Here is a 25,453-nt window from a genome sequence, read left to right as displayed (position 1 = left end):
CATCCATTATGATGATTTTTTTAATTGTATTTTTGTTCTTATTCTAAAGTTATGAACAAAATAGTTTACACTTCTCTCTTCATATTCTTATTCATCAGTTCAAAAATCACTGCCCAGTATCAGCCAAAGGGCATTTCTCAGGCAGATATAAGTAAGGCGAACCAATGGGTTGATAAAACGTACAGCTCTCTTTCTCAAGATGAAAAATTAGGACAACTTTTCATTGTTGCCCTTTATACTAATAAAGATGAAAGCCATATTAACCAAGTTAGAAATATTGTAATCAACGATAAAATCGGCGGATTGATTTTAATGCAGGATGATGCAGCAAGAGAAATTACGCTCGTCAATGAATTTCAGCAGAAGTCTAAAGTTCCTTTAATGATAGGAATGGATGCTGAATGGGGTCTTTATCAAAGAATAGCGACAGCTCATAAATTTCCGTGGGCGATGACCCTGGGCGCTATTCAGGATAAGAATCTTATTTATCAAATGTCTGCTAAAATAGCTGCAGATTGTAAAAGAATGGGGATCAACTGGGATTTTGCTCCTGTAGTAGATGTTAACACGAATCCAAACAATCCTATTATCGGAAACAGAAGTTTCGGCTCTGAGGTTGACAATGTTATCAATTCGGCATTAGCGTATTCAAATGGACTACAGGACAACAATATACTTGCCGCAATAAAACATTTTCCTGGCCATGGTGACACAAGTACAGATTCTCATTTAGATCTGCCTGTTGTCTCACATCAATTGGACCGACTTAATGCAGTTGAACTTGCCCCTTTCAGGGCATTAATGAATAAAGGAATTGGAGGCGTAATGGTAGCCCACTTATATGTCCCAACACTAGAATCAGGAAAAGGAATTCCGGCTTCTGTATCTAAAAATATTATTACAGGATTATTAAAAGAAAAATTAGGATTTAAAGGCTTAATTATTACTGATGCTTTAAATATGGGAGCTGTAGCTAATAAGTACAAACCTGGAGAATTAGATGAATTGGCCTTCAAAGCAGGAAATGATATTATGCTTTTTTCTCAGGGTGTATCTGAAGGTAAAAAGTTAATTCAGAAAGCTATTGATAATGGAGAAATTTCACAATCCCGGGTAGAAGAAAGTGTAAAGAAAATATTACTTACAAAATATTATTTAGGTCTGGAAAAATACAGTCCAAAAAATCCTGAGAATATAAATAATGACCTTAACAATGATTCTCACAAAGTTTTAGTTCAGAATCTTTATTCTAATGCTTTAACTTTATTAAAAGATGAGCAAAAGCTGCTCCCACTTAGCGGAAAACAAATTTACTATGTCCCATTGGAAGAAGCTCCTTTTCAAACATTTGCCAACCAGTTAGGCTCTAATGTAATTATTAAAAAAGCCAATGAAATTAATACAATTCCTTCTAATTCTACGGTAATTGTGGGTCTCCATAAAGATAATTCTACTGCCTACAAACCTTATAAAATTTCAGCAGAATCAAAAAGAGTTCTGACCGATCTATCAAAAAATCAAAAAGTCATATTAAATGTATTTGGAAGTGCTTATGCACTAAAAGACATTGATATTTCTAAGATTTCAACTGTTCTTGTTTCTTATGAGAACAACGATGATTCAATGATTGCAACAGCAGATGCTTTACTCGGAAAAACAAAAATCTGGGGAAGGCTTCCAGTATTGATCAACGATCATCTAAAAGCGGGAATGGGTATCGACTTGAATTCAGGTTCAGCTCCTGATACGAAATCGAATTCAACTATATTTACAACATCAAAACAATAATAAATCAATGAAAATAGGCATACTTTGCTACCCAACATACGGCGGAAGCGGTATCGTAGCAACAGAACTTGGAATGTCCCTTGCCAACAAAGGCTATGAGGTTCATTTCATAAGCTCAGCTCTTCCGGCAAGATTAGACATTACCAATCCAAATATTTTTTTCCATAGAGTTAATGTTCAGACTTATCCCCTATTCCAATATCAACCTTATGATATTGCGTTAAGTTCTATGATATACCGTGTCGTAAATTTATATAAACTCGATTTACTTCATGCTCATTATGCAATTCCTTATGCTTATGCGGCATTTACGGCAAAGCAGATGCTACAGGAAGATAATAATGATATTCCTTTGGTAACCACTCTCCATGGGACAGATATTACTTTAGTTGGGCAGCACCCAAGTTATAAACATGCGGTAGAATTCTCAATTAACAAATCGGATGCGATCACTTCAGTATCTGAAAGTTTAAAAAAAGACACTCTCCAATTTTTTAATATTAAGAAGCCAATTCAGGTGATCACCAATTTTATTGATAATTCTGAATTTGATGAATGCAATGAGTGCCAAAGAACGCAGTTTGCTGATCCTGATGAGAAAATATTGATTCACGTTTCCAATCTACGTCCTGTAAAACGTGTGGAGGAAGTTCTACAGATTTTTAAGAATGTAAATAAAAAGGTAAAATCTAAACTCATTATTATCGGTGAGGGTCCTGATATGGAAAAGGTCAATCAGTTCTTAGAAGAAAACCCAGATTTAATTTCTAAAATCCGTCTTCTTGGAAAAGTAAATGATCTGTACAGAATATTACAGCTTTCGGATGTCTTCTTATTACCATCTGAGCAGGAAAGTTTTGGTCTGGCCGCATTAGAAGCAATGGCAGCGAACACCCCGGTAATCAGCTCCAATGCAGGTGGAATTCCTGAAGTAAACATTCAGGGTGAAACAGGTTTCTTAGCCGAAATAGGAAATGTAGAGGCTATGAGTAACTACACCATTAAATTATTAAGTAATGAGGAACTTTTAGCCAAAATGAAGATCAATGCGAAAGAACAGGCTATAAAATTCGATTTGAAAAACATTCTTCCTATATATGAAGAAATGTACATAACAACTATAGAAAACTTCAGGAAGGAATTAACGAAAGCATAGTGCTTTATAAAGACTTCTGTAATAATATAATTAAGGCTTGGATTTTTAATCCAGGCCTTTTCTAGTTTCATGAATTTTCAATCACATTTATTGCTTGATCTGGGTTTAGTTTTTACCCTGTTTCAAATGATTACATGTAATAATTGAATATGACTTCTTCATTCATCTAAAATGATCGATACTGATTATCTTTAATTAAAATGAAGGAAAAAAAATAAAAAAACAGCTATAATATCCCATTTGAATATATATCCTATACATCCATAAATATACAATACGGCGGTGAAAAATCTTAAGAACGAGTTGATAAAAGTGCAATATTTATGATATATTTATTATTACACTTATGACAGAAAAATTACTTCAATATCTTTGGAACTTTAAAATTTTCAAAAGTTTTGACTTCAAGGATATTGAAGGAAATCCTATTGAAATAATAAATTTCGGTAAATGGAATACCAATGCCGGCCCTGATTTTTTACTTGCTAAAATAAAAACTTCCGACTTAACTTTAAGTGGAAACATTGAGCTTCACGTAAAGTCATCTGACTGGATTTTTCATAACCATTCCCAAGATCCCAATTATCAGAATATTATCCTGCATGTTGTTTTTCAAAATGACGTAGAAATTGAAGAATTCAATGATAGAAAAATTCCCACTTTAGAGCTGAAAAATTTTATCGATGAAAATTTACTTTGGAAATATGAAAAACTGATTAATGAAAATCAGTTCATTCCTTGTGAGGGTATTTTTAATAAAAACAGTATTCCCATTAATTTTCATGAAGAAAACATTCTAAAAAAGCTGGATCGGAAATCACTTGAACTAGAAGACAGTTTAGAACGATATAAAAATAACTTTGAAGCCATTCTCTTTCATAGTCTTGCTTATACCTTCGGATTAAAGGTAAATGCCTTTATATTTAAACAAATTGCCGAAAGCATAGATTTTGCTATCATTAATAAAATCCGGCAGAATAAAACACAATTGGAAGCCTTGTTGTTCGGAATCTCTGGCTGGCTTGAAGATCCACAAGATGAGCAAATGAAAATTTGGAAAAGAGAATTTGATTTTATAAAAGTTAAATACCAAATATCCGATATGCATTTCAGACCAAAGTTTTTGCGATTGAGGCCTCCAAATTTTCCAACCATTAGACTTTCGCAATTAGCAGACTTATATCATCAGCATCAAAATTTATTTTCAAAAACCATCCTTTCAAAAAATACCGATGAATTAGTGAATGTTCTAAAGAACATAAGTGCATCTGATTATTGGAATAATCATTTTAATTTTGGAAAAATATCTCCCATTAATCAGCCTAAGACATTAAGTAAGGATTTTATTGAGCTTATTATTCTAAATACAATTCTTCCTTTAAAATATACTTATCACAAATATCATGATGAGGAAATAGCTGATGAGATCATTGAGTTTTATAGGAATTTACCTCCTGAAAAAAACGCTATTATAACCTCTTGGAAAAAACTGAATATAAAAATCAATAATTCATTAGAAACCCAAAGTTTCATTTATCACTTTAATAACAGCTGTGAAGAAAAAAATTGCTTAAATTGCAGTATTGGATTTAAACTTTTAAAAGATTCTTCAAATGCTTGATAATATCCGTCATAAAATGGAAAGAGAATGGTTTGGTGTTCTGACAAGAATGGGTGCTAAACTGGGAATCCCTGTTTCTAAATTGAGGGTATTCTTCATTTATTCAACATTTGCAACAGCCGGTTTTTTCTTTCTGATTTATCTGGGTTTAGCTTTTACGCTATGGATCAAAGATATTTTCATCACAAGAAGACCAAGCGTTTTTGATTTATAATTATGGAATTTCTACCTATTACTTCATCTGAAGATTACAGAATTAAAGATATTTACTATTCCTATTCAACCACTTTCCCTGAAGATGAGAGGAGAGATTGGGATCAGTTTGTAAAATTATTTACGAATCCTAATGTTAAGGTAATCTCTGTATTACATGAATCAAAGGCAATTGGATATCTTATCATTTGGGAATTGAGCACTTACACTTTTGTTGAGCATTTTGAGGTTTTTGCTGAATTTAGAAGCCAAAAGCTGGGATCTCACATTACAGGATATTTGTTTAAAAACTATCCGAGAATTGTTCTTGAAATAGAACCAGATCATTTAGGAGATGATGCTAAACGACGCTACTCCTTCTATCAAAAGAATGGTTTTTCGTTAATTGATGAAATGTATGTACAACCAAGCTATGGTGAGGGAAAGCATCCATTAGACCTGTGGTTATTAGCGAATTATTCTCCTGAGGATCTAAAAAAAATTAAAGAAGAAATTTACGATATTGTTTATCATTAATTATAAAAGCCGGATAATGTCCGGCTTATTTTTTATAAAATCTTTCAATATAATATAAGGAAGAAAGTAAATTTAATCTACTTCGTACTCCAGTTTTATAGTAATACTTGCTGCTTTCTCCTTAGAAGAGGTATTAAAAGCTCCACCATAAGAATAATCCTCGTTTGAGTTGGGTGCAGTAATCTGAATAACACCCATTGTTGCTTTTTTAAGATGACCAAGACTGCTTCCTGAATTTTCCGCTATTTTTTCTGCGCGTTCTTTAGCATCTTTAGTAGCAGTGGCAATCATTTCCTGTTTTACGGTAGTCAGTTTTGTATAAAAATAAGACGGTGAAGAAGAAGTAAATTCAATTCCTCTATTGATAATTTCTGTTATGTTTCGGGATAAATTTTCAATTTTAGCCACTTCCTTGCTCTCTATTGATACAGTCTGAGTAAGATTGTATCCGGAAAATTCTCCTTGTACATTATTACCATTTGAATCCGTATAATTTCTAAACTGTTTCTGAATATCCACAGAAGAATATATAATCTCATTCTGCTTTATTCCTTTTGAAATAAGATAATCGTTGATCACTTTTTTATCAGCCAATAGTCCATCATAAGCCAATTTCAGATCAATATTATTTTTTGAAAAACTTCCAGACCATGTGATCAAATCCGATGTAAACTGTTTCGTTCCAAGTCCTGTTACTGAAATGGTATTTTCAGATTTATTTCTGTTTTTAATAGCATTTCCGAGAAGCCCAAGACCAATAATAAAGCCTAAAGCTGCAATTGCAATAACTATAATATTTTTATTCATAAAAATTTGTGAATTTAATTGATGTCTTATTTAAATTTTCTTTTTAAATGAAATTATTATATCAATTTCCGTTCCGAAATTTTAAGATTTCTTTAACAAATTCAAGATTTAATGGTTTTTAATCTTTCCAAAAAAGCTGGTATTGTATCTTCCAGTTTCAGTAACACACCCGATAAGTTTTTGGCTTTTACATAAGTTCTAGTCTGAGGCTTAACTGTAAATGAAAATTCTATAAATTCTGAAATTCTTTCTGCGGGAATTCCTGCACTCGTAAAATAGTCATCTTCCACTCGTTTTCTTACCCACAGAATGTGATCTTGCAAGTCGTCAAATTTATATTGCCGTTTTTGCCTTCTTGCTTTTCCACTGATCAAATCATAGGCTCCCTGAACATCCAAATTCCCTAAAAGTATAGGAAGTAAAACTTTCTTAACTTCCGCCGGCCTTTCTCTCATTTTCGTGATAGGCTGAGGAAGCCCTACAGCCTGTTGTACAATTTCACCTTTATCTACTTTAGCGACCATTCTGGAATCTTTCGTCAGATCACCAGATAATTTTTTCACTTCAACTCCCTCTATTTCTTCAGGAATTCTAACCATAGTGATGAAGATTTGAGAATTAACGCCATCTGCAAAAACTCTTTTTGAAACCCTCTCATAGCCTGGTCTTACAAACCTTAACTCATCATTTCTTGAAGCTTCAATCGAAAATTCACCTAAAGAATTACTATATACTTTTTTATCTGTTGATACATTGACTACAGTAACGGAACCTAAATTAATATCATTATCATCTGTAATTTTGCCAGTAACGATCTGTTGGGAATAAACAACCCCAAACAAGAACAACATGATAAAAAATAATTTTCCTTTCATTCAATATTCCTGCATACACTATACATACGATACCAACATTCTATTACAGCTTGATTTTTATGACTTATCTTTGAGTCTGAGGAGCACGATAGGATGATATTCTGGCAAGTACAGCTCTCTGAAATCTCATAAGATCTGCATCACTACAGTATCCGTATTTCAATATTCTCCTCCTTTCAAAACCGACTCTCAAAACATAAGAAATAAAATGCTGTATCAATGATTTTTCTATCTTAAGATCCATAAAGTACTGATCACCTAAGCTTTCATGTAAATAGCTCATAAAATCCACATCATCCCATTTATCCTTTACCTTCCCCACTGAAAAACCTTGCCCCTTAGGCTGTACAAACTCCCCGGCCTTTGCTGCCAGAATTCTTGGATCAGACTTTTGAGCTATATACACATCAATGTCTTTGGCTAGCTTTTCAACTTTTTTGGGCCTGTTTAGATTTTTAGAATCTATTTTCAAGTCTCCTGTAATGCCCTTTTTGATCTCTACTTCAGCAATTAATGCCATCTGTCGGATAAGTACCACATTTAAAGGAGAACCTATATTCTCTTGTGTTATTTTTTTATTGATCCTTTCATATCCACTCTTCACAAAGCGAAGTTCATCTCCCTGTCTGCCGGAAATCATAAAGTGTCCATCTGTATTTGTAGAAACACGTTCATCGGTTCTTATATTGATAACAGTAACTTCAGGCATTTCAATATTCTCTTCGGTAGTTATTTTTCCAAAAAGGTAATCCTGAGCATAGGTTTGAATGAAGAAAAGAAATGGTAATAGAAAGAGTAATTTTAATTTCACGAATAGTTTTTTATAAAGCAAAGCTAAAATTATTTTTAATGTATACCATAAGTTTAACCACAGTTAACGCGTTTTAGGATTTTTTTTAGAACTTTCTATTTCTAATTTGTTAAATAGCGAATTGTAATTGTTAAAATTTCACTTAATTTTTAGCTAACTTGCAGTTTCAATTCATCCCAAAAAATGCAAAATTCTTATACAGTCATCAATGCTTCTGCAGGTTCCGGGAAAACCTATGCCCTTGTTCAGAGGCTTTTGATGATCTGTCTTCGTTATCCCAATCAACAGCATGCTATCAGAAATATTTTAGCATTAACCTTCACCAATAAGGCTGCTAATGAGATGAAGGAAAGAATCCTGTCATGGCTTGGAAATTTCTCAGCTAATAATTTTGCTGATAATAATGACTTAAAAAATATTCAGAAGGTTTTTGAAGAAGAGGGATTACGAATTACTATTGATGAATTACATATTCGTTCTAAAAAATTATTAGATTATATTCTTCATAACTATTCTACTCTAAATATTGGAACCATCGACCGTTTCAACTCACGTTTGGTAAGAAGCTTTTCCTATGAATTGGGACTGGCTAAAAACTTTAATCTTGAAATTGAAGCCGAACCATTCCTCATTGAAGCTGTAGATAAAATGCTGGATCAGATTGGAGAAAATGATGCGATCTCCAATTCTTTTATGGATTACGTAGATTATAGCCTCGAAAATAATGAACGGATCAACCTTAATAAAAATCTATACGATTCAGCAAAAGAGTTTGTAAAAGATATTCATTACGAACAGTTAAAAAGCAATAATAATTTTGATGATACGAATTATGAAAATATAAAAAATACGATTCGTAAAGAGATTGTATCCAATAAAAAACAGGCAATAGAAGTGGCCACAAAATCTATTGATCTGTTCAAATCAAGAAATATTGATATCGAAGATTTTGCTCAGGGAAAAAACGGGATTGGAGGCTTCTTTACCAAGGTCTTAGATTTTTATAATCAAAAAAGAGCAGGCTTTCCTTTTCCAACCACGCAGGAAGAATCGGTTGTTAATAATTACAGAAAAGGAGCTTCTTCCAAAGCGAAAGATAAAGAAACTGATATTTTTGAAATCCTTGATCAACTTTTGGACAACAGAATGCAGCTTATCCTTCTTTATATTGAAACTCAGAAAAAGGAGAAAATATTATCTGCATTACTTCCTTTAAAAGTAAATAAAGATATCCAGGATGAGTTAAAAAAGATTGAAGAAGAAAATGATCTTGTTCTTCTTTCAAAATTTAATATTCTCATCAATGAAAATTTAAGAAATGAACCTTCAGCCTTTATTTATGAAAAGGTAGGTTCTCAATTCCAGCATTATTTTTTTGATGAATTCCAGGATACTTCCGAATTACAGTGGCAGAATTTTGTTCCATTAAGAGATCACAGTGTTTCCATGGAAAATACCACCTTTACTTTGGTAGGGGATCCTAAACAGAGTATCTACAGATTCCGTGGTGGAGAAAGCAAGCTGATGCTGGATATTATCAATAAAAAAGAGGTTTCCCCAAAAGAAGCACAACTATTGGTATTAAAGGACAACTGGCGAAGTGCCAAAAATATTGTAAAGTTTAACAATGAGCTCTATCACTATCATTCCGTGGATCTTGAAGAGGAACATAAAAATATCTTTGGAACTGATGCTGAACAAAATCCGAAATCAGGAATTGATGGCAGAGTAAAGGTAAACCTCATCGAAAATCTCACGAATGAAGATTTTTACAATGATACATCCGAAAGAATGCAAAAAGATATTCAGGACTGTCTTGACAATGGATTCAAGTTTGCGGATATCACAATCCTCTGTCGTGGTAATTTCGATATTTTCAGCTATTCTCAAAAGCTTGGAAACCTGAAAGTAACGTACAAAGGTGAGGAAACAAATATTAAAACCATTTCAGATAAGGGTCTTACTCTGGAATTGTCGAATACCATACAGGCTGTCATAGAATTTTTAAGATGGGAAACGAATCCTAAGAACAAAACTAATTTAGTTATGATGATGTATTATCTTAATAAATTAGGAAGGGTACAGATGCCGGATTTCACTTTATGTATGAAAGAAATTCTCGACATTGAACCTCATGATGAAATACTACAATTCATACAAAAAACTTATTCTTTACAACTGACACAGGATCATTTTCCAAGATTTAATTTATACAACTTTGTAGAATATTATATCAATAAATTTTCATTTGAAAATAAAGAAACAGATTTTTTACTGAATTTCCTTGAAATGCTCTTTAATTTCACACAAAATGCAGGTGCCAGCACAAAGGAATTTTTAAAATATTGGGATGAAGAAGCATCCACGTACACTATTCAGGCATCAGAAAATATTGATGCTATCCAAATTATGACAATTCATAAAGCAAAAGGGCTTGAGTTCCCAATTGTTTTTATCCCAATGATGAATAAAAATCGTGACTCAGAATTTTCTAACTGGTTTGAAACAAATAGCAATGAAGCTTTGAAATCTGTAAATATTAACCAGTTCAGTAAAAACTTAGAAGCTTATGATGAAGAAATTGAAAAATTTAATAAAAAGAATTCTTATAAAAATTTAATCGACAGATTGTGTTTACAGTACGTTGCCACTACCCGACCTGTAGAACAGTTATTTTTCTATCTGCAAAAACAAAATAAAACCTCAAATAATCTGGAGATCTTAGAGTTTATCCAAAGTAAAAATACTGATCAATCTGATGAATTTGATCTTTATGATATACATCCTGAAATGTTGAGAAAAAATTCTAAAGACAAAACTTCATCATTTAAGACAAAGGATATCAGGAATCTAAAAAATATTAATGAAAAAAGCACATCCATTAAGATTGCTACACCTTCTAAAAACTATCAGGTCCGGAATGAAAAAGTAAGGATTGGTCTTTTTGTTCATGAATTATTATCAAAGATCAATACTGAAAAAGATATTCAAAAAGTCCTGGAAAGTTATGTTTTGGAAGGACAGATTACCTTGGGTGAAAAGAAGGAGATCCACGAAACATTATCAGGTATTGTTAGTTCTTATTCTGAATTCTTTGATGAGAAATGGATCGTAATCAATGAAAAAGATATTATGATCTCTGAAAGGGGAGAAAGCAGAATCTACAGACCTGACCGGATCCTAAAAAGTGATGACGGCTATATCATCGTAGATTTTAAAACAGGTGAGGTCTCTGAAAAGAATGACAAACAAATAGAAATGTATAAAAGCGTATTGGAAGGTTTGGGTAGAAACGTAATAAAGACTCAACTTATTTATTTATAAAACCTGGAATTCCTTTATACACGGGTATTTTTGTCTATTTTAACATTAAAGATATCGTAGAATTACTACAAGATATCGTAGAACTACTACAAGAAATCGTAGAAACACTACAAAAAACAAAACTTATATTCAAAAGTTTTAAAGTATCATTAAAGAAGTATACATTTGCTACATAATCACTGAATCATATATTTATTAACGATTAAAATTTACAACTATGGCAGCAAATTCAAGAGGAATCTTAAAATTCAACGGAAGCGAAGGACAAAAATTATTAAAGCTTAATTATAGCGTATCAAGATCTACAGACGTTTCAGGACGTGTGGCATCAGATCCATCAAACGCTATTATTAAATTAACAATTGAAGCCACAGAGAAATCTGAGATCCTTGAAAGCTTACTAAACGGAAAATACAAGCCTACAACAGGTGAAATTACATTCAACAAATCTCACGAAGAAGGAACATTAATTACTTTAACTTGGGAGAATGGATATGTAATTCAACACGAAGTTGATTTTGATGCAGTTGACGAAAACAGCATGTTGATCAGCTTTATCGTAAGTGCAGAGAAAATCAACTATGGTAATTCTGCTTACGAAGGTATTTGGCCTGGTGCATAATTTATGCATATTGACATTAATAGAAAGATCATCCCTAAAGGGTGATCTTTTTATCTCTTATCTAAAGAATTAATTCTTTTTTCCATTATAAACAGCACAAAGCATGTAATTAATATTGCATAATTGGTTTTATTATGTATAAAAGTCGTAATTCTACTACAGTTTTTAAAATTTAACAATTTTCGTCATTTTGAAATGGAAAACATTTCTAATTTTAGTTAAATAACCACTAAAAACATAAGCATGAAAAATAAGACAACGAATGCAGATAAAATTGCTGAAAATCACATTGCAGGTGTTCAGCGTGTGGTTAAGCTGGACGTTGTAATTGAAGGCAAAATAATTAAGCACTTCAAACATTTCCGCTTGCAGCAAAGTATAAGAAAACATCATAATTTCGAACTTACATTAGCTCACGACTCCTTAGGATCCTTACAAAATCATGAACTTGATCAGGCCCAACAATTTTTGGGAAAGCGTCTTACAGTTGTTTTTAAATATAAAGATGCTGAAAATGAGAGCCCGGAAAGGACTTTTGTTGGTCTTATTACCAAAGTAGCCTTTAGCCAGGAAAAAATGAGCTTGGGTAACGTGGTATTAAAAGGATACAGCCCAACTATTTTAATGGATTCAGCTCCGCATACCCAGAGTTTTGGGGGAGAAAAACCTGTGAATACCTCGATCATTGCAGATAGAGTTCTTAAGGAAACTTTAAACTCGGGTAAATTTGATTATAAAATTGACGCCCAAAATAAAAGCTATATTAACTACAGTGCTCAGTATAAAGAGACCCATTACAATTATCTGGCAAGAATAGCAGAAACTTACGGCGAACAATTTTACTACGATGGGGAAACTCTTTATTTTGGCAAACTTCCACCCAAAGAGCAGGCTATCCGTCTCACTTATGGAAGTAATGTAAGTGATATTTGTGTTGAGCTAAAAGCTGTTCATACCAAACCTGAGTTTTTCGGATATAACAGTAGCAATCATACAAAATTACTAAGTACTTCCGCAAGTATCAAACACCTGGGCCAGCTTGCTTCAAAAGCCTATGACCTAAACAACGATATCTTTAAAACCCGCTCTTTAAACCCATCTCCTATTAATGCAAATATGTCGTTAAACGTAGATGACTCACAAAAAAGTGCAGCGGGAAGTGCCGCTGTAGAAGTCTTTACTGTTTCAGGAACAACATCGGTTCCTTTTTTACACCCTGGTTGTATTGCGGATATAGAAATGAGAAAACCTGACACTAATCAGACTTCTTACTTCACAAAACTTATGGTTACTGAGGTTAATCATGAAGTTAATACCAGAGGTATTTATACCGGATCTTTTGAAGCTATTGCCGAGGGAACAGGATTTATCCCTAAACCCGAATTTATCACCCCAAGCGCTGAACCCCAAATTGCTACAGTGATTTCTAATACCGATCCATTGAATCAGGGCCGTATACAAGTACAATTTGACTGGCAATTAAACGACACTACCTATTTTATCAGGATGATGAGTCCTGATGCTGGAGGAACAGATGTTATAACCCAAAACAGAGGATTTGTAGCAATTCCTGAAGTTGGTGATCAGGTGATGGTAGGTTTTGAATATCATCATCCGGATTTCCCTTTTGCTATGGGTGGCATGTTTCATGGAGCCGTAGGTCTAGGTGGTGGTGTAAATAATCATATTAAATCAATACAAACCCGAAGTGGTAATAAAGTAATTCTTAATGATGCCGAAGGAAGTATTTATATAGAAGACCCAAGCGGAAACACCTATTTTATGGATGGAAAAGGCAGCATTATCGTTAATGCACCTAAGGATATGACTTTTACTGCTGGAAATAATATAAAGATGACTGCTGGGAATGATATTACTTCAATAGCGGGTAGCAATATTTTTTCAACTGCAAATGTAAACATCGTCTCCAATGCTGGAGTAAACATGGTAGACACCGCTGGTAGAGACCTTTTACAGACTGCTACAGGAAACATCCACGAATCTTCTGATATGAGAACAGAAATCGCTGAAAACGAAAGAAATGTTCAGTCCAAAAAGAGCGATTCTTATGCTGACAAGGTTACTGTGGTAAGTACCAAAGAGAATATGATTTTGCAAAGCGAAAAGACGGTAAAGTCTCAAAGCGGAGAGCAAGGAAATTCACATTAAAAATTTTGACATGGCTATTGTAAAAAAAGCTAATAATATCACTCTTCAGGTATTTAATAATTATACCTCACTCAGTAAAACCTCTAATGAGAGTTCTGAGGAAGTGATTATTGAAGCTCTCAAACAAAACTTAGAGCTGTCCAGCCAGAAAAGAACAATAATGCAGGGTTTTGGAAAAGATGCTGAAAAAAAAGATAAACCTGCAGAAAGTAAATTGCTGGAAATAAAAATTAAGAAGGATACATTTGTTCCTCTTGGTATATCCAGCTTTAAAGGAGATCAAGAAAATGCCAAGATAAAATTTCAAGTCATCATTAAAGAAGGAACGTTTGAAAAACTAACATTCAAAGTAAAAAATGAGGGTACTGAAATTTATTCAGAAGAAATAACCCAAAGCTTAAAGGCTGGTGATATTCATGATATAGAATGGGATGGTTTTTCTAAAGATAAAATATATGACAGTATACTTTTCACCGGTAATAAACTGACTGCTGAAGTGACCGATGGAACCACTACTTCCGAAGTGAAAATTTCTGGTGATTGCAAAACAGAATGGATTGATGTGAAAATAGATGATACTAATAAAAAAGTAGATGTCACGGTCCGCGTTAACTTAAAAGACGGTGGGGTCATAGGAACAAATCCTCCAATCTATACATTCTCTAAACTGGAAAGCATGTCTTTAGATGGAATTCATTTATATTGGAGCAGAATGAAAAGCAGATCGAAGATCTCCACAGATATTGTAACAATTTCCGGAAAAGAGTATAAAGTAGAAGTGAAAGGAATCAATACCCAAGAGAAATCAATCGATGAGGTTGCCTTAGTATATAACGGTTCTGACAAATGGTTGCGCTCCAGTAATCCTGGGTCAGTAAGTGGCTTATTATCTTTTTTCGGACAGATAGCTCCTCAAAGAGTAGTATATAACGCCAAACAAAACAATGAAGAAAGAGATTTTATATTAACCTCGGCTCACGAAATCGGGCATGAAATTGTAAAAGAATTTGGTGGAGATAAATATTCGTACGGACATGAAGGAAGTTCTAACCCAATTTTACAGACTGCCCATACAAACCTGCTTCCTACTTCTGGAGAAGTAAATGTGATGGAATATTATAGTGATGCCTATTATGATTATGATCGTACGATCGCATCAGAAAAAGACGTATTGGGGTTACTCTGGTGTTCTAAACTTAAAATAAACAAGAAATGAGTAAAACAATTTTTTTTTCAGCAATTATATTAATACTAGCCTCGTGTACAGGCAGAATAAAAATTCCTGATATAACAGGTACTGTATATGAAGCAAAGACCCTTAAGCCAATTGCAAATGCAGACATTTATATTGACGAAGACAATAAGACAAAGACAGATATGCAAGGTCATTTTCATATAGAGAAAAAGACGTATTCTGAGAAAATTTCAGTTGGTGGAGAAGCACCTCCAGTCATTTATAAAATGACAGTATCAAAAAAAGAATATAAAGATACTATTATACATTATAAGAATTTATTTGGTGGCGGCAACAAAAATCTAACCGTAAAATACGACACTATCACACTGAAAAACAAGTAGATAATAGTTTATTTTATGTCAGTTTGAATTTTAAAAATTAAACTTATGTCAGCAAAAAACCCCGGCGTAGACTATAATACTAAAGATCCCATACAGAGAAGTCCTATCTCCAAGTACTTTGTGCGGGGCTGGTGGACGGATAATAATGATGCCCCTATTACTGAAGCATTGTTCGGAGATACTGTTAAGTTTCATTTACAAACACAAAATATTCCAGATGGACAAGATGTTACCTTAACCTTGTTTGATGATGATACCATAATAAATACTTCCGAAGATAAAAAAGATGACCAGATCGTCTTAGTACATGCTTCAAATGGCCAACCTGTAATTAAAGACGGTGTTAATGCCAATAAAATAGTAAAGACCATCACCTTAAATAATTTTGAAAGTCTTTTAAAAGAAGATACAGATGGTACAATCGAGTTGTATTTTAAATGTAAATATGAAAGTGAGGAGGTAAAATTCCCTTCTTCACCCTCTAGCTACTTAAAAGTAAAGGGGAAATCAAAAATAATTTTCGTTAATGGACACTGGAATAGAATAGCATATAAATTAGGGATGTCACCCGGCGCAGGAGGTGAACAGTATTGGGTATTTTTTACAGGAGATGTTAAAAAATATAAAAACAGTGCTGATGCTTATTTTAATATAAAAAGCGATGAGCCACTGTTTATTGACGGTTCGTCTCTATGGGGAGGAAGTGAAAGTGGTGGACAGCGAAAAACCAGAGGTTATGATTATGCTAAAGCACATTTCGATGAATTAAAAAAAGGACTGGGCAAAGAAAAAGTATTTTTAATATCACATAGTGAAGGTGGGGCTCATGCTGCAGGAATTTGCCAATATTTAACCGAGCAAGGAATAAAAGTAGGAGAATCATTGATGTTATCAACGGATGAAGGGGATGAGTTCAGCGTAGAGGGTAATTATCCTGCTTATCAGATTGTAGCAGGTTACTTAGATGAACAATGGCTGACTAAGAAAAAAATGTTTGCTATAGATCCTGTTGTAATGGATAATAGGGTTAAAGGAGTAAATAAATACGGAGTATTTATATCTCGTGGAAGCTTTACCAGTGTTCATGGAATTACGATAGAAGATTCTGTTTTTAACCGTGTAACTAAACTGAAAAATACTTTTGTAACTCCAGCATGGAACAGTAAAGGGGAATCTATATCCATCACAAATCCTTTAGATGAAGATTGGTACAGAATAGATGACGATATTTTACAAAATAAAAAGATAGATTTATATCCACTTTATGGTTCTACAGAACCATTTAGAGAAAGACAAGATTAATATGAAGAAATCGACTAAATTTATTATTGCCGGAATTGTACTGATAATCATACTGGCTTTTGTTTTTAATCCATTCTATTGGTTAATGCGACCTAGCCAAAAACCAGAACAACCACAATTATCCACACAGGAACAAGTTTACTTTAAAGAATTAGAAAAGAGATACAACAGCAAATTAAAAAGATTCTATTATAATTATACAAAAAAGGGAACTGATACTTTGTTTGAGAAAAACTATAATAAAGTTCCTTTCGAATACTCTTTATCTATTGATATACCGGCAAACAGCAATATCCCAAAAGATTCCTTATTCAGTATTGCTCAATATGTTAAAAATTCTATTCTGAATAATAATAAAAATTTAAAAAAAATTATTATTTATAAAAATTACGATACTCATGAATATCTATTTGACGCCGATAAAAATGCTTTAATTGAAAAGAAAAATTAAAATCATGATTGCTCTAGCTACAAAATATCTCCCAACCTCAACCTATTTTTTACAGGATAAGTCTACTGTAAAAGTTGGTGAAGAGGAATATGAAGCATTGCTCTCATACACGCTATATTTGGAAACCGGAGAAAATGATGATTATGATGTATCCATCAATAGAACCAATCTTAAAGTAAATAATAAGAAAATAGATACCAAGTTTCTTGAAATATCAAACAGTTACATGGATGCATTATTTCCTATCCATTGTAAAATAGATAAGTACAAACTCACCATAGAAAACACAAAAGAGATACAGAAACGAATAAAAAACGTGGATTCAACAATACATTCCATTTATAGTGGAGAAGGTATAGACCACATTCGCACAAATTTTTTTAATGCTACAGAAACTAAAGATGACCTTATAAAATTTATTAAGGAGCTTCATTTTATAAAAATTATAGAAGCAAGCATGCAGAAGTTCAGTAATAAAAAACAGTATGAAACTTCATGGAAGGTACTGCCAGTTGGAAAATCAGAATGGAAGGGAGAAACAGAATATCAAAAAGAGAAAAACACCTTATTTTTTGAACCTAAAATAGAAAATGCTCAGGAAATGATGGATGATATTATCAGATACATCCACAAACATGAATATGCTGTAAACTTTGATGAAGAGAATCTCCCACTCTACGCAGACTTTAAACACAATATCAATTATACAGGTACTACAGGGCGGATAGAAAAATCTGAAACCGATGTATGTATAGAAGTAGAAGACAAGTTTTATTATCAACACATTATAACCATACAAACAAAATAATAATATGTCAGCACCCATCCCATACAAAGTCCAGAGCGGTGAGACGTTACAGGATATAGCCAAAAAATTGGGTATAAAAGACTGGACTGAACTCAAGAAATATCATAATCAAAATGCAGGTTCTGATCAGCAGACCTCTGATATTCCCTATGCCGGATTCAATCTTATGACTCCAACGCAAGAGGAAATTTATGAGATAAATGGCGAGACACCTCCTGCCGATCCTGTGAAAGAGCAAAAAGAAGCTGAGCAAAAACAGGGTGAAGAAAAGAAAAAAGAAGAAGAGGAAAAGAAAGAAGAAGAAGCTTCCAAAAGTGATCACGACGGAAAATATTTTGTAGTACATAATGCCAAATGTGTTTGTGACAAGGCTGAAAACCCAAAGCAGACAGCTGATCTTCAGGTTACCACACATAAAATCATTGTTCTGAATGATGACAGCAGTAAACTGGCGGCTACAGAAGAAGATAAAACATTCATTCCTCCTGTTGCAACTTTTGGAAAATGTACTCTTAAACCATCTTCTGCAGGAAACCTTCCTTGTGCTTTAGCAGCTGCTCCTAAATGGAGCAAAACTTACGAAAGCACTCAGGTAATGGGTAAAAATACCCTTACTGAAATTTCCGAATTACAATGTATGGTGGGCGGAAAAATAACGATAGATAAACATGGACAGACTGATTCGGTAAGTAATGCACATGCAGATAATACCAATCCTTTGGAGTTAGCTGCTGTAAATCCAGCCATAGAACAACCGAAGAAAACTGATCGAACTCCAGTTATAGATAGCGTAGAAATTATTACACAACAGACAACATAAGAATATGGCAACAACAACGTTACGCCCAAATCAGGAGTTTACAGCCAAAGCAACTGTTAGCCGAGGAGATACTCAGTTGGTTTCATGGATCATATTCAATGAACATAGTTCTGATGCGACTAATATATTTGAGATTCATCCAAAAGTAGGTTTAGAATTGGATTATACATTTTCTACAGAAGGTAAATTCCGTTTAGCAGCTTATAATAAAGAAATTCAAACAAAAGAAGATTACCAATCTACACCGGAACTCAAGCATATAGATATCATTATAAGTTACAACAGTTTGGAAGGCAATAAACTACAGCCTAAAAATCCTGCAGATTTTGTTGCGGGAGATACTCTAAGAAAAAGCTTTCCAGCTGTCTTTGAGGCTAAATTTCTAATTAATCCTCTATTACCTGATGAATTGAGTCGATTAAAGTTCTATCTCTCAGATGGATCAGGAAACACACTCAGTGAAGGATCCCAAACATCAAATACATTTACATTTACACCTCAAAACTCTAATGCAAAATATATAGTAACTGCTGAATATACTAATGAAGCAGGAGTTGTTACTACACAAACTTTTACTGGAACTTCCAAAGCATTATCTGTAAAAGATATTACTCACGCTGCTGCTATTGTGAGACCCGGGACTCCTATGAGTTTTAGTGTTACAAAAACTCAGTTTAATTTTAAAATAAATAATGATAATGATCTTCCAGAAAAAGGAGATATCAAATGGAATCTGGATAAAGTTTTTATCGGAACAGGCAGATCGATAAATATTCCGGCAAACAGTCTTCTACAAAAGAAAAAGTATCATATTGAGGCCTATGTTACATCTGCTATTGGCGCTACAGCGGGAAATAATGAGGACAACGTAAAAAATGACTGGCATTTCGAAGTTAAAGATAATATTGTAGAAAAAATAAAAGTTAATAAGAGACCAAAGGCGGGACTTACAGGTGAGTTTGAAATAGAAAAAATGACATTTCCTGAACTCGATTCTGCGAAAGATGGTGCTATTCTATGGAAACTAACAGGACCTGATACTGGAACTGGTTCTACAACTAAATTTTCAAAACTATTTACTATTCCTGGTGATTATGTTCTTTCGTGCAGCTTAGGGGGACGAGAATGCAAAGAGCCTTTAAAAATATCTATTGTAGAGCCTAAGGTAGAAAAGGACAAATGCAAATGGATCGATCGTGATAGCGGAAGCGGAAATATTATTACACAAGCAGGAGTAAACCAGGAAGTTTGCGCTTTTGTAAGCGGAACAGGTCTTGATAATGAAAACCTGACTTTAACTGTTTATGATGATGATTTCAATGGAAAAACCCAGATATTCACTTCTACTTTTTCCACAAATGACAGTCATAGATCAGGGTTTTATTTGCCAATTACTATTACAAAAGAAATGATGACCAATATTAAAAAGAAAGGTGCTTCAGATTATGGGGATCTTTATTTTAATATTGTCCGAAATAATGTGGATTTACAAATAAAAGATGGAGATAAAAAATTGGGTGAGTTTCTTAAGGTGACAATTGAACCTGAGATAATTAAAGCCTATTTTTGTGATGCAAATGATTCACTTCAACTTTTTACAAGCCCATTAAGTGGTGCTATATATTTTAAAATATATGCCATTAATATGGTTGGTAAAAAAGTAGAGATTAACTTCATAACAGAATCTGATGCCTATTGGACTTGGGATGATGAACTAAAAATAGGTGCCTGGGAAAATATAAAAAGTAAGTTTAAGGATGAAAGAATAAGGGACACAAAGACTGGAACATTTGATAATAAAGGTGAAATTTTAGTTCCTGTGGATCTTTCTAAAATGGGTAAGCCTAAAAATTTCATCCGCCTAAATGCAATGGTAAAAATACTTCCTGATGAAAAGGAAACCGAAAAGCAGGAAGAAAAAGGTTTCTACATGAAATATACAGATCTCACAATACTCTATCCTGGCGCTACATTACCTACTATGGTAGAAAATAAAGGCGCTGTGAAAGTGGGTAGAGAGAATATTCGTGGTGGCGGTGATGGAGTATGTATCTGTAAAGAGAAATATAAAGACCTTGTTTGGGGTGAAAAAGTAAGTTGTGACTTTAGAAAAAAAGTTGTCCAGATTTGTGGCGAATTATGGGGTGAAAGCAGAAAAATGGAAATGGCAAGTGGATTAATGGCTGTTATGAAAGTTGAAACTGACGGCTCATTTAAAGCCCATCAAATTATGGGTAAACCAATAAAAGATGTTAGTACAATTACTAAAGATGATTTCTGGCTAGTCACTAAGGATAAAAAAACAGGAAAAGAGAAGAAAACTTCTCGAGCTGTAGGACTAATTCAATTTACACAGGCGGCACTGGAAGCGATTGGAGAGTTCAAGGGTGGCAGCGGTTTTGATAAACTTCATGACGTCAAACTTAATTTCGCTAAAATGGGAGAAGTTAAGCAGTTAGATTACGTGAAAAAATATTTTGAAGGCTCTAAGGATAAAATTAAAAATCCTGAGGACATTTACTTGCATGTTTTTGCTCCGGCAGGTGTGGGTAAAAGTGATGATTATGAACTTTATAAAGAAGGATCTACCGAATACACACAAAATAAGAGTGTCGACATCGAAAACAAAGGAAAGAAATATGGTGACGATGGAGTAATTCAGCGGGTAGAAATTTTGCAAAGATATAGAGGTAGTATCTCTGAAGGTTCTTCACATAAAGTGAAAACATTTACATGTGGGAATTCGGGATCGCAAGCCAGCACAGGCACCTCTGGATTCTATATCTATAAAGATGGTACAATCAAATATATTAAAGCTGAAGATTCTATTGCATATTATGTTCAAGTAAAAGAGGGATCAAATGACTTTGTAAAGGTTAATACCCTTTCTAAAAACTCTTTTGGATTAGTTAAATTCCCTGATTCCGGTGGTGGATTTAATAGATATGGTACAGAAGATACTGGCGGCAAATCTACTATAGAAGATGTTGGTACCGGAGATCATTACCTTTTACCTGAAACTGCTGCCGCATTATTTGGCATAGTTTCAGAAGTAAAAGATAAAAGTTGGGAAGTCCATTTTGGAGACATGTCTTCTGAAAATGGAAGTGATCCTACAAGTAGCCCATCAAAAGCAAGTTCTCATCATGCCGGTCATGGTCACAAAGGAAAACAGTCAGGATTAAATGTTGACTTTAGATATCTTAATAAAAATGGCACAAGCTTTCAAGGTGTAAGCAGTTCCACATCTTTTGATGATTCAAAAAATGAAGAATTTTTCAAAATTGCCTTTAAATATGGTTTTAATAAGAATTATGCTACTGGAAAAAGCTATTCGGGTGTAAATTCAAAAGTTGGTGGTCATTATGACCATGGACATATTGGAGCTCTTTCCATAACATTTGAGACTGTTGAAAAAGTAGATGCAAAAATCACCCAATAAAATAAAAATTTATGTTTATAAAAATATTCTTACTCTTATCTATTCTATCTTGTAGTGGCGAAAAATCAAATAGTCCTACTACGATCGATAATAAGCCTAATCAAGTTATCGTTGCAGAAGAACAAAAATTAGAAATACCAACAAACGGTTTTGTAGTTTTAAAAAATACATATGATCAAAAAAAATTATTAACAATCTATAATTTAGATAAATCAAAATGGAAGTCATTTTATTTTGATGATCAATTTAAATTTAACGATATTGATCCCTATACTATTAAACCTGAAAACACTCTGTTAGTATTTAAATGTATAGGAAAAGAAAATGGATTTTATAAAATAGTCGTAAATGAGAATAAAGATATTGTAAAGTATATACAAGAATCTGATTCGAATTTTAAGTTTCAGACTACTGAAGAACATATATTGAGTGTATTTTCGGTTGATTTTAATGAAAAACAAAATCCATTAAGATCAACTCCAGATGATAAATCTCAAGAATCTCCAAAAAATAAAAACAGCTTCTATTATCCAATTAAAATTAACGGTGACTGGCTAATGGTTGAAGATGATAATAAAGAACATTTTTGGATAAGATGGCGTAATAGTGAGGGTAAATTAATTCTAGAATTATATTATGATGCATAATAAAGATATTAAAAAATGGATATTTATAATACTATGTTTATTTTTAATCAATTGTAAAACACATGATGAAAATAAAAAGTACTCCATTAAACAATCTGCTTCTGAAAATATAAAATTACTTGATTCCAAATTTCAAGGAGAGTTTTCAGCAACAGTAGAAACTGAAGAAACAACTTCTGGTACTGCCAGCATTACCTATCATTTCAATATAAAAAAGGATGTTGCAGTTTTAACCACCACCACTTACCATGAACCTATTAGATGCAATGGTAATTATAAGACGATTGAGAGTAATGATATTTTAGAATTATATTATGCAGGCGGTGAAGAAAATTGCAAGTCAAAAACGGCTGCCTTCGAAATAAAAAAAGAAAATAATAAATATTTTATTAAAGGTCTAGGAGGAGAAGGAACAATTAACGAATGGATAGAGTTAGTGAAATCTGCATAAAAAAGGTATAAAATAAAATTGAAATAGAAGATTTAAAGAAAATTCTGCGAGTGTTTTAATAAAAAAATTGAATAAAAATGGAAAATATTATTATTCTACAACAATTTCAAATATTAAACATCATAAAAATTATAATTTCCTTTTGATGAGTATCTCTAAAAATACATTTTACAGCAAAAGAAATCCATTAATAATTATTTCATCAGCAATATTTCTTCTAAATTGTCGAAAAGCAACTTCCACAAATGAGTTGAAAAACGAAGATCTCAGCTTTTCTATAAGTATAGTTAATAAAGACATTGATAATCGACCTTCAAAAATCAAAATAAAAGTAATTAAAAACAATATAGATTTTCAGGATATAATGTATTCCCCAGGAACTTGGTTAAGCGTTAAGGATTCACCGAATATAAACCAAATTAATTATTTTTCTTCAGGAAAGAAAATAACAGAGGGTGTTGAGAACTTTCATAATTTTATTATTACTGATCTTAATTTTGATGGGTTTGAAGATTTTGCTATCCTTTATGATTTTGGAGGTAGTGGTGGTCCGGTTTATTCTTATTATTTTCAGGATAAAAATGATGGAACTTTTAAAACAGAAAAACACTTTCCTTTGAATGAAGGTCCATTTCCAAAAAATATTGACAAAAATAATAATACCCTTACCATAAGCGGTCCTAAGGGATGCTGTAAAGTGAGTACCACAATTTTTCAATTAAAAGCCAATAAGTGGGATGTTCTTTCTTCAAAAGAAGAGGATATGAAATAATATTTTTCAAAATAATAGTATGCACTTAAAACGATTGACTTAGAACTTAATGTTCGTTTATATCCCTACTTAGTATATTTTTCATAAATTTAGTTTCTAAAACAAATTAAGATGAAACAATTTATAACCCTTATGGCTCTTGGAGCTTTATTCTTAACAGGCTGCAACGCTCCAAAAAAAGAAGCAGTAGTCGCAGATAAGGCATCTAATGAAAAAAACGTTAAGATCGAGTTTACTGGAGCTGATAATGTCATTCCTAAAAATGCAAAGCTTAAAGTAAATCTATATGGTGTTCCTGCTAACCTGGCAGATGTACCTGCTAGTTTAATTACTGAAAAAGAATATACTCAAGAAAAGATTCCTTTTACCATTGAACTTCCGGTACCCAATAATCCTGAAGGTCTTATTAAACCTGAAGTAAAAAAGGGAGATGCTGTGAAATACTATATTACTATTAATTGGGACTCTAATGGAAATGGAGTTGAGGATAAGGGCGATATTGTTATTGATTATGATAAAAAATTTCCAACGATCGATATCAATGAAGAAACACAGCAGATCTTTCTGAAAGCATCAAAATAGGAATTTAATAAAAACAAAAGAGTGAACTTTAAAAGTTCACTCTTTTTTATTAGTCCTTATTTTAGTCTTATGCCTGAGCAGCTGGAACAAAAACCCGCTGAGCCAATTCCTGATCAAAAAGATATAATGCTGAAGGGTTATCACAAACCATTCTGATCTTAGTAACCAATTGAGATGCACTTGCCTCCTCTTCTACCTGTTCATTAATGAACCATTGTAAAAAAGAAGTTGTTGCAAAATCTCCCTCATCATTAGCATTCTTTACTATATTAAAAATACTTTTAGTTACTATTTTTTCATGTGCTAGTGCCTTTTCAAAGATATCTGTAGCATTATCAAATTCATGAGGTGGTTTCGGAATCTCTCCGATGATAATTTCTCCTCCTACATCATTTAAATAATCAAACATTTTATCAGCATGCATTAGTTCCTCTTTGCTTTGAACCCTGAAATAATTAGCAATACCATCAAGGTCTTTACTTGAAAACCAAGCAGACATTGAAAGATAATATTGAGCGGCATATTGTTCGTGGGCTATTTGTTCGTTGACTAATTTTGCAATTTTTTCGCTTACCATAATAAAAAGATTATATTCAAAATTACGGAATTAAAGCCCGATTTCAAAAAAATTAAGGAAAATTAATACAAAAAGGACGGAATTACTTCCGTCCCCAACACATTAAAAAATAAAAATTACA

General features: G+C 33.0%; 23 protein-coding genes. 19 read left to right on the top strand and 4 right to left on the bottom strand.

Going from position 1 to position 25,453, the window contains the following annotated elements; all coding sequences use genetic code 11:
- Window positions 1-51: 51 nt before the first annotated feature.
- From NG806_RS18355 to NG806_RS18335, 5 genes are all read left to right on the top strand, one after another.
- Window positions 52-1,788 carry a glycoside hydrolase family 3 protein gene (locus NG806_RS18355; RefSeq protein WP_261510986.1) on the top strand — a complete coding sequence of 579 codons (1,737 nt, stop codon included), beginning with the start codon at window positions 52-54 and terminating at the stop codon, window positions 1,786-1,788.
- 7 nt (window positions 1,789-1,795) lie between these two features.
- Window positions 1,796-2,944, top strand: a complete 1,149-nt coding sequence (gene bshA / locus NG806_RS18350; protein ID WP_214831220.1) for an N-acetyl-alpha-D-glucosaminyl L-malate synthase BshA — start codon at window positions 1,796-1,798, stop codon at window positions 2,942-2,944.
- 346 nt (window positions 2,945-3,290) lie between these two features.
- Complete coding sequence (locus tag NG806_RS18345) at window positions 3,291-4,565, top strand: DUF2851 family protein (protein ID WP_214831219.1); 1,275 nt, start codon at window positions 3,291-3,293, stop codon at window positions 4,563-4,565.
- Window positions 4,558-4,779, top strand: coding sequence for a PspC family transcriptional regulator (locus NG806_RS18340; RefSeq protein WP_007839346.1), 222 nt, complete (start codon window positions 4,558-4,560; stop codon window positions 4,777-4,779). The genes NG806_RS18345 and NG806_RS18340 overlap by 8 nt, the downstream gene beginning before the upstream one ends.
- Before the next feature lie 2 nt (window positions 4,780-4,781).
- Window positions 4,782-5,294, top strand: a complete 513-nt coding sequence (locus NG806_RS18335) for a GNAT family N-acetyltransferase (RefSeq protein WP_261510985.1) — start codon at window positions 4,782-4,784, stop codon at window positions 5,292-5,294.
- Between the two features lie 72 nt (window positions 5,295-5,366).
- On the opposite strand, the gene NG806_RS18330 is transcribed toward NG806_RS18335, so the two are convergent.
- The 3 genes from NG806_RS18330 to NG806_RS18320 all read right to left on the bottom strand — a co-directional run bounded on the left by NG806_RS18330 (window position 5,367) and on the right by NG806_RS18320 (window position 7,787).
- Entirely contained in the window at window positions 5,367-6,101 is a 735-nt protein-coding gene (locus NG806_RS18330) for an SIMPL domain-containing protein (RefSeq protein ID WP_214831217.1), read from the bottom strand.
- 101 nt (window positions 6,102-6,202) lie between these two features.
- Window positions 6,203-6,976 carry a carboxypeptidase regulatory-like domain-containing protein gene (locus NG806_RS18325; protein WP_261510984.1) on the bottom strand — a complete coding sequence of 258 codons (774 nt, stop codon included), beginning with the start codon at window positions 6,974-6,976 and terminating at the stop codon, window positions 6,203-6,205.
- 64 nt (window positions 6,977-7,040) lie between these two features.
- Window positions 7,041-7,787 carry a peptidase associated/transthyretin-like domain-containing protein gene (locus NG806_RS18320; RefSeq protein ID WP_261510983.1) on the bottom strand — a complete coding sequence of 249 codons (747 nt, stop codon included), beginning with the start codon at window positions 7,785-7,787 and terminating at the stop codon, window positions 7,041-7,043.
- 183 nt (window positions 7,788-7,970) lie between these two features.
- Between NG806_RS18320 and NG806_RS18315 the strand changes: the two genes are divergently transcribed.
- The 14 genes from NG806_RS18315 to NG806_RS18250 all read left to right on the top strand — a co-directional run bounded on the left by NG806_RS18315 (window position 7,971) and on the right by NG806_RS18250 (window position 24,755).
- On the top strand, window positions 7,971-11,111 hold the full coding sequence (locus NG806_RS18315) for a UvrD-helicase domain-containing protein (protein ID WP_261510982.1): 3,141 nt from the start codon (window positions 7,971-7,973) through the stop codon (window positions 11,109-11,111).
- A 217-nt stretch (window positions 11,112-11,328) separates the two neighbouring features.
- Window positions 11,329-11,733: a type VI secretion system tube protein TssD gene (tssD, locus tag NG806_RS18310; protein ID WP_089028847.1), complete on the top strand. Its 405-nt coding sequence runs from the start codon at window positions 11,329-11,331 to the stop codon at window positions 11,731-11,733.
- A 243-nt stretch (window positions 11,734-11,976) separates the two neighbouring features.
- Window positions 11,977-13,902, top strand: a complete 1,926-nt coding sequence (locus NG806_RS18305; RefSeq protein ID WP_214831213.1) for a type VI secretion system Vgr family protein — start codon at window positions 11,977-11,979, stop codon at window positions 13,900-13,902.
- A 10-nt stretch (window positions 13,903-13,912) separates the two neighbouring features.
- The gene (locus NG806_RS18300) at window positions 13,913-15,118 is read left to right on the top strand and encodes a hypothetical protein (protein WP_261510981.1); all 1,206 of its coding nucleotides are present in this window, start codon (window positions 13,913-13,915) and stop codon (window positions 15,116-15,118) included.
- Window positions 15,115-15,480: a carboxypeptidase-like regulatory domain-containing protein gene (locus NG806_RS18295; protein ID WP_214831211.1), complete on the top strand. Its 366-nt coding sequence runs from the start codon at window positions 15,115-15,117 to the stop codon at window positions 15,478-15,480. The genes NG806_RS18300 and NG806_RS18295 overlap by 4 nt, the downstream gene beginning before the upstream one ends.
- A gap of 45 nt (window positions 15,481-15,525) precedes the next feature.
- Entirely contained in the window at window positions 15,526-16,782 is a 1,257-nt protein-coding gene (locus NG806_RS18290; protein WP_261510980.1) for a hypothetical protein, read from the top strand.
- 1 nt (window position 16,783) lies between these two features.
- Window positions 16,784-17,233 carry a hypothetical protein gene (locus NG806_RS18285; RefSeq protein WP_261510979.1) on the top strand — a complete coding sequence of 150 codons (450 nt, stop codon included), beginning with the start codon at window positions 16,784-16,786 and terminating at the stop codon, window positions 17,231-17,233.
- The gene (locus NG806_RS18280; RefSeq protein ID WP_261510978.1) at window positions 17,217-18,041 is read left to right on the top strand and encodes a hypothetical protein; all 825 of its coding nucleotides are present in this window, start codon (window positions 17,217-17,219) and stop codon (window positions 18,039-18,041) included. The genes NG806_RS18285 and NG806_RS18280 overlap by 17 nt, the downstream gene beginning before the upstream one ends.
- Window positions 18,042-18,045: 4 nt before the next feature.
- The gene (locus NG806_RS18275) at window positions 18,046-18,861 is read left to right on the top strand and encodes a PAAR-like protein (RefSeq protein WP_261510977.1); all 816 of its coding nucleotides are present in this window, start codon (window positions 18,046-18,048) and stop codon (window positions 18,859-18,861) included.
- A gap of 4 nt (window positions 18,862-18,865) precedes the next feature.
- Window positions 18,866-22,303 (top strand): hypothetical protein, encoded by a 3,438-nt coding sequence (locus tag NG806_RS18270; protein ID WP_261510976.1) that lies wholly within the window; start codon window positions 18,866-18,868, stop codon window positions 22,301-22,303.
- An 11-nt stretch (window positions 22,304-22,314) separates the two neighbouring features.
- Window positions 22,315-22,950, top strand: a complete 636-nt coding sequence (locus NG806_RS18265) for a hypothetical protein (RefSeq protein ID WP_261510975.1) — start codon at window positions 22,315-22,317, stop codon at window positions 22,948-22,950.
- Window positions 22,940-23,401: a hypothetical protein gene (locus NG806_RS18260; protein WP_261510974.1), complete on the top strand. Its 462-nt coding sequence runs from the start codon at window positions 22,940-22,942 to the stop codon at window positions 23,399-23,401. Before NG806_RS18265 ends, NG806_RS18260 begins: the two co-directional genes overlap by 11 nt.
- A 145-nt stretch (window positions 23,402-23,546) precedes the next feature.
- Window positions 23,547-24,173, top strand: coding sequence for an XAC2610-related protein (locus NG806_RS18255; protein WP_214831203.1), 627 nt, complete (start codon window positions 23,547-23,549; stop codon window positions 24,171-24,173).
- A gap of 111 nt (window positions 24,174-24,284) precedes the next feature.
- The gene (locus tag NG806_RS18250; RefSeq protein WP_261510973.1) at window positions 24,285-24,755 is read left to right on the top strand and encodes a hypothetical protein; all 471 of its coding nucleotides are present in this window, start codon (window positions 24,285-24,287) and stop codon (window positions 24,753-24,755) included.
- A 67-nt stretch (window positions 24,756-24,822) separates the two neighbouring features.
- Here NG806_RS18250 and NG806_RS18245 read toward each other — a convergent pair whose 3' ends face one another.
- A complete protein-coding gene (locus tag NG806_RS18245) occupies window positions 24,823-25,332 on the bottom strand; it encodes a ferritin (RefSeq protein WP_214831201.1) in 510 nt (169 codons plus the stop codon).
- Window positions 25,333-25,453 lie beyond the last annotated feature (121 nt).

This window comes from Chryseobacterium paludis (genome assembly GCF_025403485.1).
Classification (GTDB): Bacteria; Bacteroidota; Bacteroidia; order Flavobacteriales; family Weeksellaceae; genus Chryseobacterium; species Chryseobacterium paludis.
Note: the sequence above shows the minus strand (reverse complement) of the source record. Positions and strands in the feature narration are given on the sequence as shown.

What these genes read in the sequence shown, in the direction of transcription:
- NG806_RS18355 (WP_261510986.1), top strand. Translation starts at nt 52, where the DNA reads ATGAACAAAATAGTTTACACTTCTCTCTTCATATTCTTATTCATCAGT.
- bshA (WP_214831220.1), top strand. Translation starts at nt 1,796, where the DNA reads ATGAAAATAGGCATACTTTGCTACCCAACATACGGCGGAAGCGGTATC.
- NG806_RS18345 (WP_214831219.1), top strand. Translation starts at nt 3,291, where the DNA reads ATGACAGAAAAATTACTTCAATATCTTTGGAACTTTAAAATTTTCAAA.
- NG806_RS18340 (WP_007839346.1), top strand. Translation starts at nt 4,558, where the DNA reads ATGCTTGATAATATCCGTCATAAAATGGAAAGAGAATGGTTTGGTGTT.
- NG806_RS18335 (WP_261510985.1), top strand. Translation starts at nt 4,782, where the DNA reads ATGGAATTTCTACCTATTACTTCATCTGAAGATTACAGAATTAAAGAT.
- NG806_RS18330 (WP_214831217.1), bottom strand. Translation starts at nt 6,101, where the DNA reads ATGAATAAAAATATTATAGTTATTGCAATTGCAGCTTTAGGCTTTATT.
- NG806_RS18325 (WP_261510984.1), bottom strand. Translation starts at nt 6,976, where the DNA reads ATGAAAGGAAAATTATTTTTTATCATGTTGTTCTTGTTTGGGGTTGTT.
- NG806_RS18315 (WP_261510982.1), top strand. Translation starts at nt 7,971, where the DNA reads ATGCAAAATTCTTATACAGTCATCAATGCTTCTGCAGGTTCCGGGAAA.
- tssD (WP_089028847.1), top strand. Translation starts at nt 11,329, where the DNA reads ATGGCAGCAAATTCAAGAGGAATCTTAAAATTCAACGGAAGCGAAGGA.
- NG806_RS18305 (WP_214831213.1), top strand. Translation starts at nt 11,977, where the DNA reads ATGAAAAATAAGACAACGAATGCAGATAAAATTGCTGAAAATCACATT.
- NG806_RS18300 (WP_261510981.1), top strand. Translation starts at nt 13,913, where the DNA reads ATGGCTATTGTAAAAAAAGCTAATAATATCACTCTTCAGGTATTTAAT.
- NG806_RS18295 (WP_214831211.1), top strand. Translation starts at nt 15,115, where the DNA reads ATGAGTAAAACAATTTTTTTTTCAGCAATTATATTAATACTAGCCTCG.
- NG806_RS18290 (WP_261510980.1), top strand. Translation starts at nt 15,526, where the DNA reads ATGTCAGCAAAAAACCCCGGCGTAGACTATAATACTAAAGATCCCATA.
- NG806_RS18285 (WP_261510979.1), top strand. Translation starts at nt 16,784, where the DNA reads ATGAAGAAATCGACTAAATTTATTATTGCCGGAATTGTACTGATAATC.
- NG806_RS18275 (WP_261510977.1), top strand. Translation starts at nt 18,046, where the DNA reads ATGTCAGCACCCATCCCATACAAAGTCCAGAGCGGTGAGACGTTACAG.
- NG806_RS18270 (WP_261510976.1), top strand. Translation starts at nt 18,866, where the DNA reads ATGGCAACAACAACGTTACGCCCAAATCAGGAGTTTACAGCCAAAGCA.
- NG806_RS18265 (WP_261510975.1), top strand. Translation starts at nt 22,315, where the DNA reads ATGTTTATAAAAATATTCTTACTCTTATCTATTCTATCTTGTAGTGGC.
- NG806_RS18260 (WP_261510974.1), top strand. Translation starts at nt 22,940, where the DNA reads ATGATGCATAATAAAGATATTAAAAAATGGATATTTATAATACTATGT.
- NG806_RS18255 (WP_214831203.1), top strand. Translation starts at nt 23,547, where the DNA reads ATGAGTATCTCTAAAAATACATTTTACAGCAAAAGAAATCCATTAATA.
- NG806_RS18250 (WP_261510973.1), top strand. Translation starts at nt 24,285, where the DNA reads ATGAAACAATTTATAACCCTTATGGCTCTTGGAGCTTTATTCTTAACA.
- NG806_RS18245 (WP_214831201.1), bottom strand. Translation starts at nt 25,332, where the DNA reads ATGGTAAGCGAAAAAATTGCAAAATTAGTCAACGAACAAATAGCCCAC.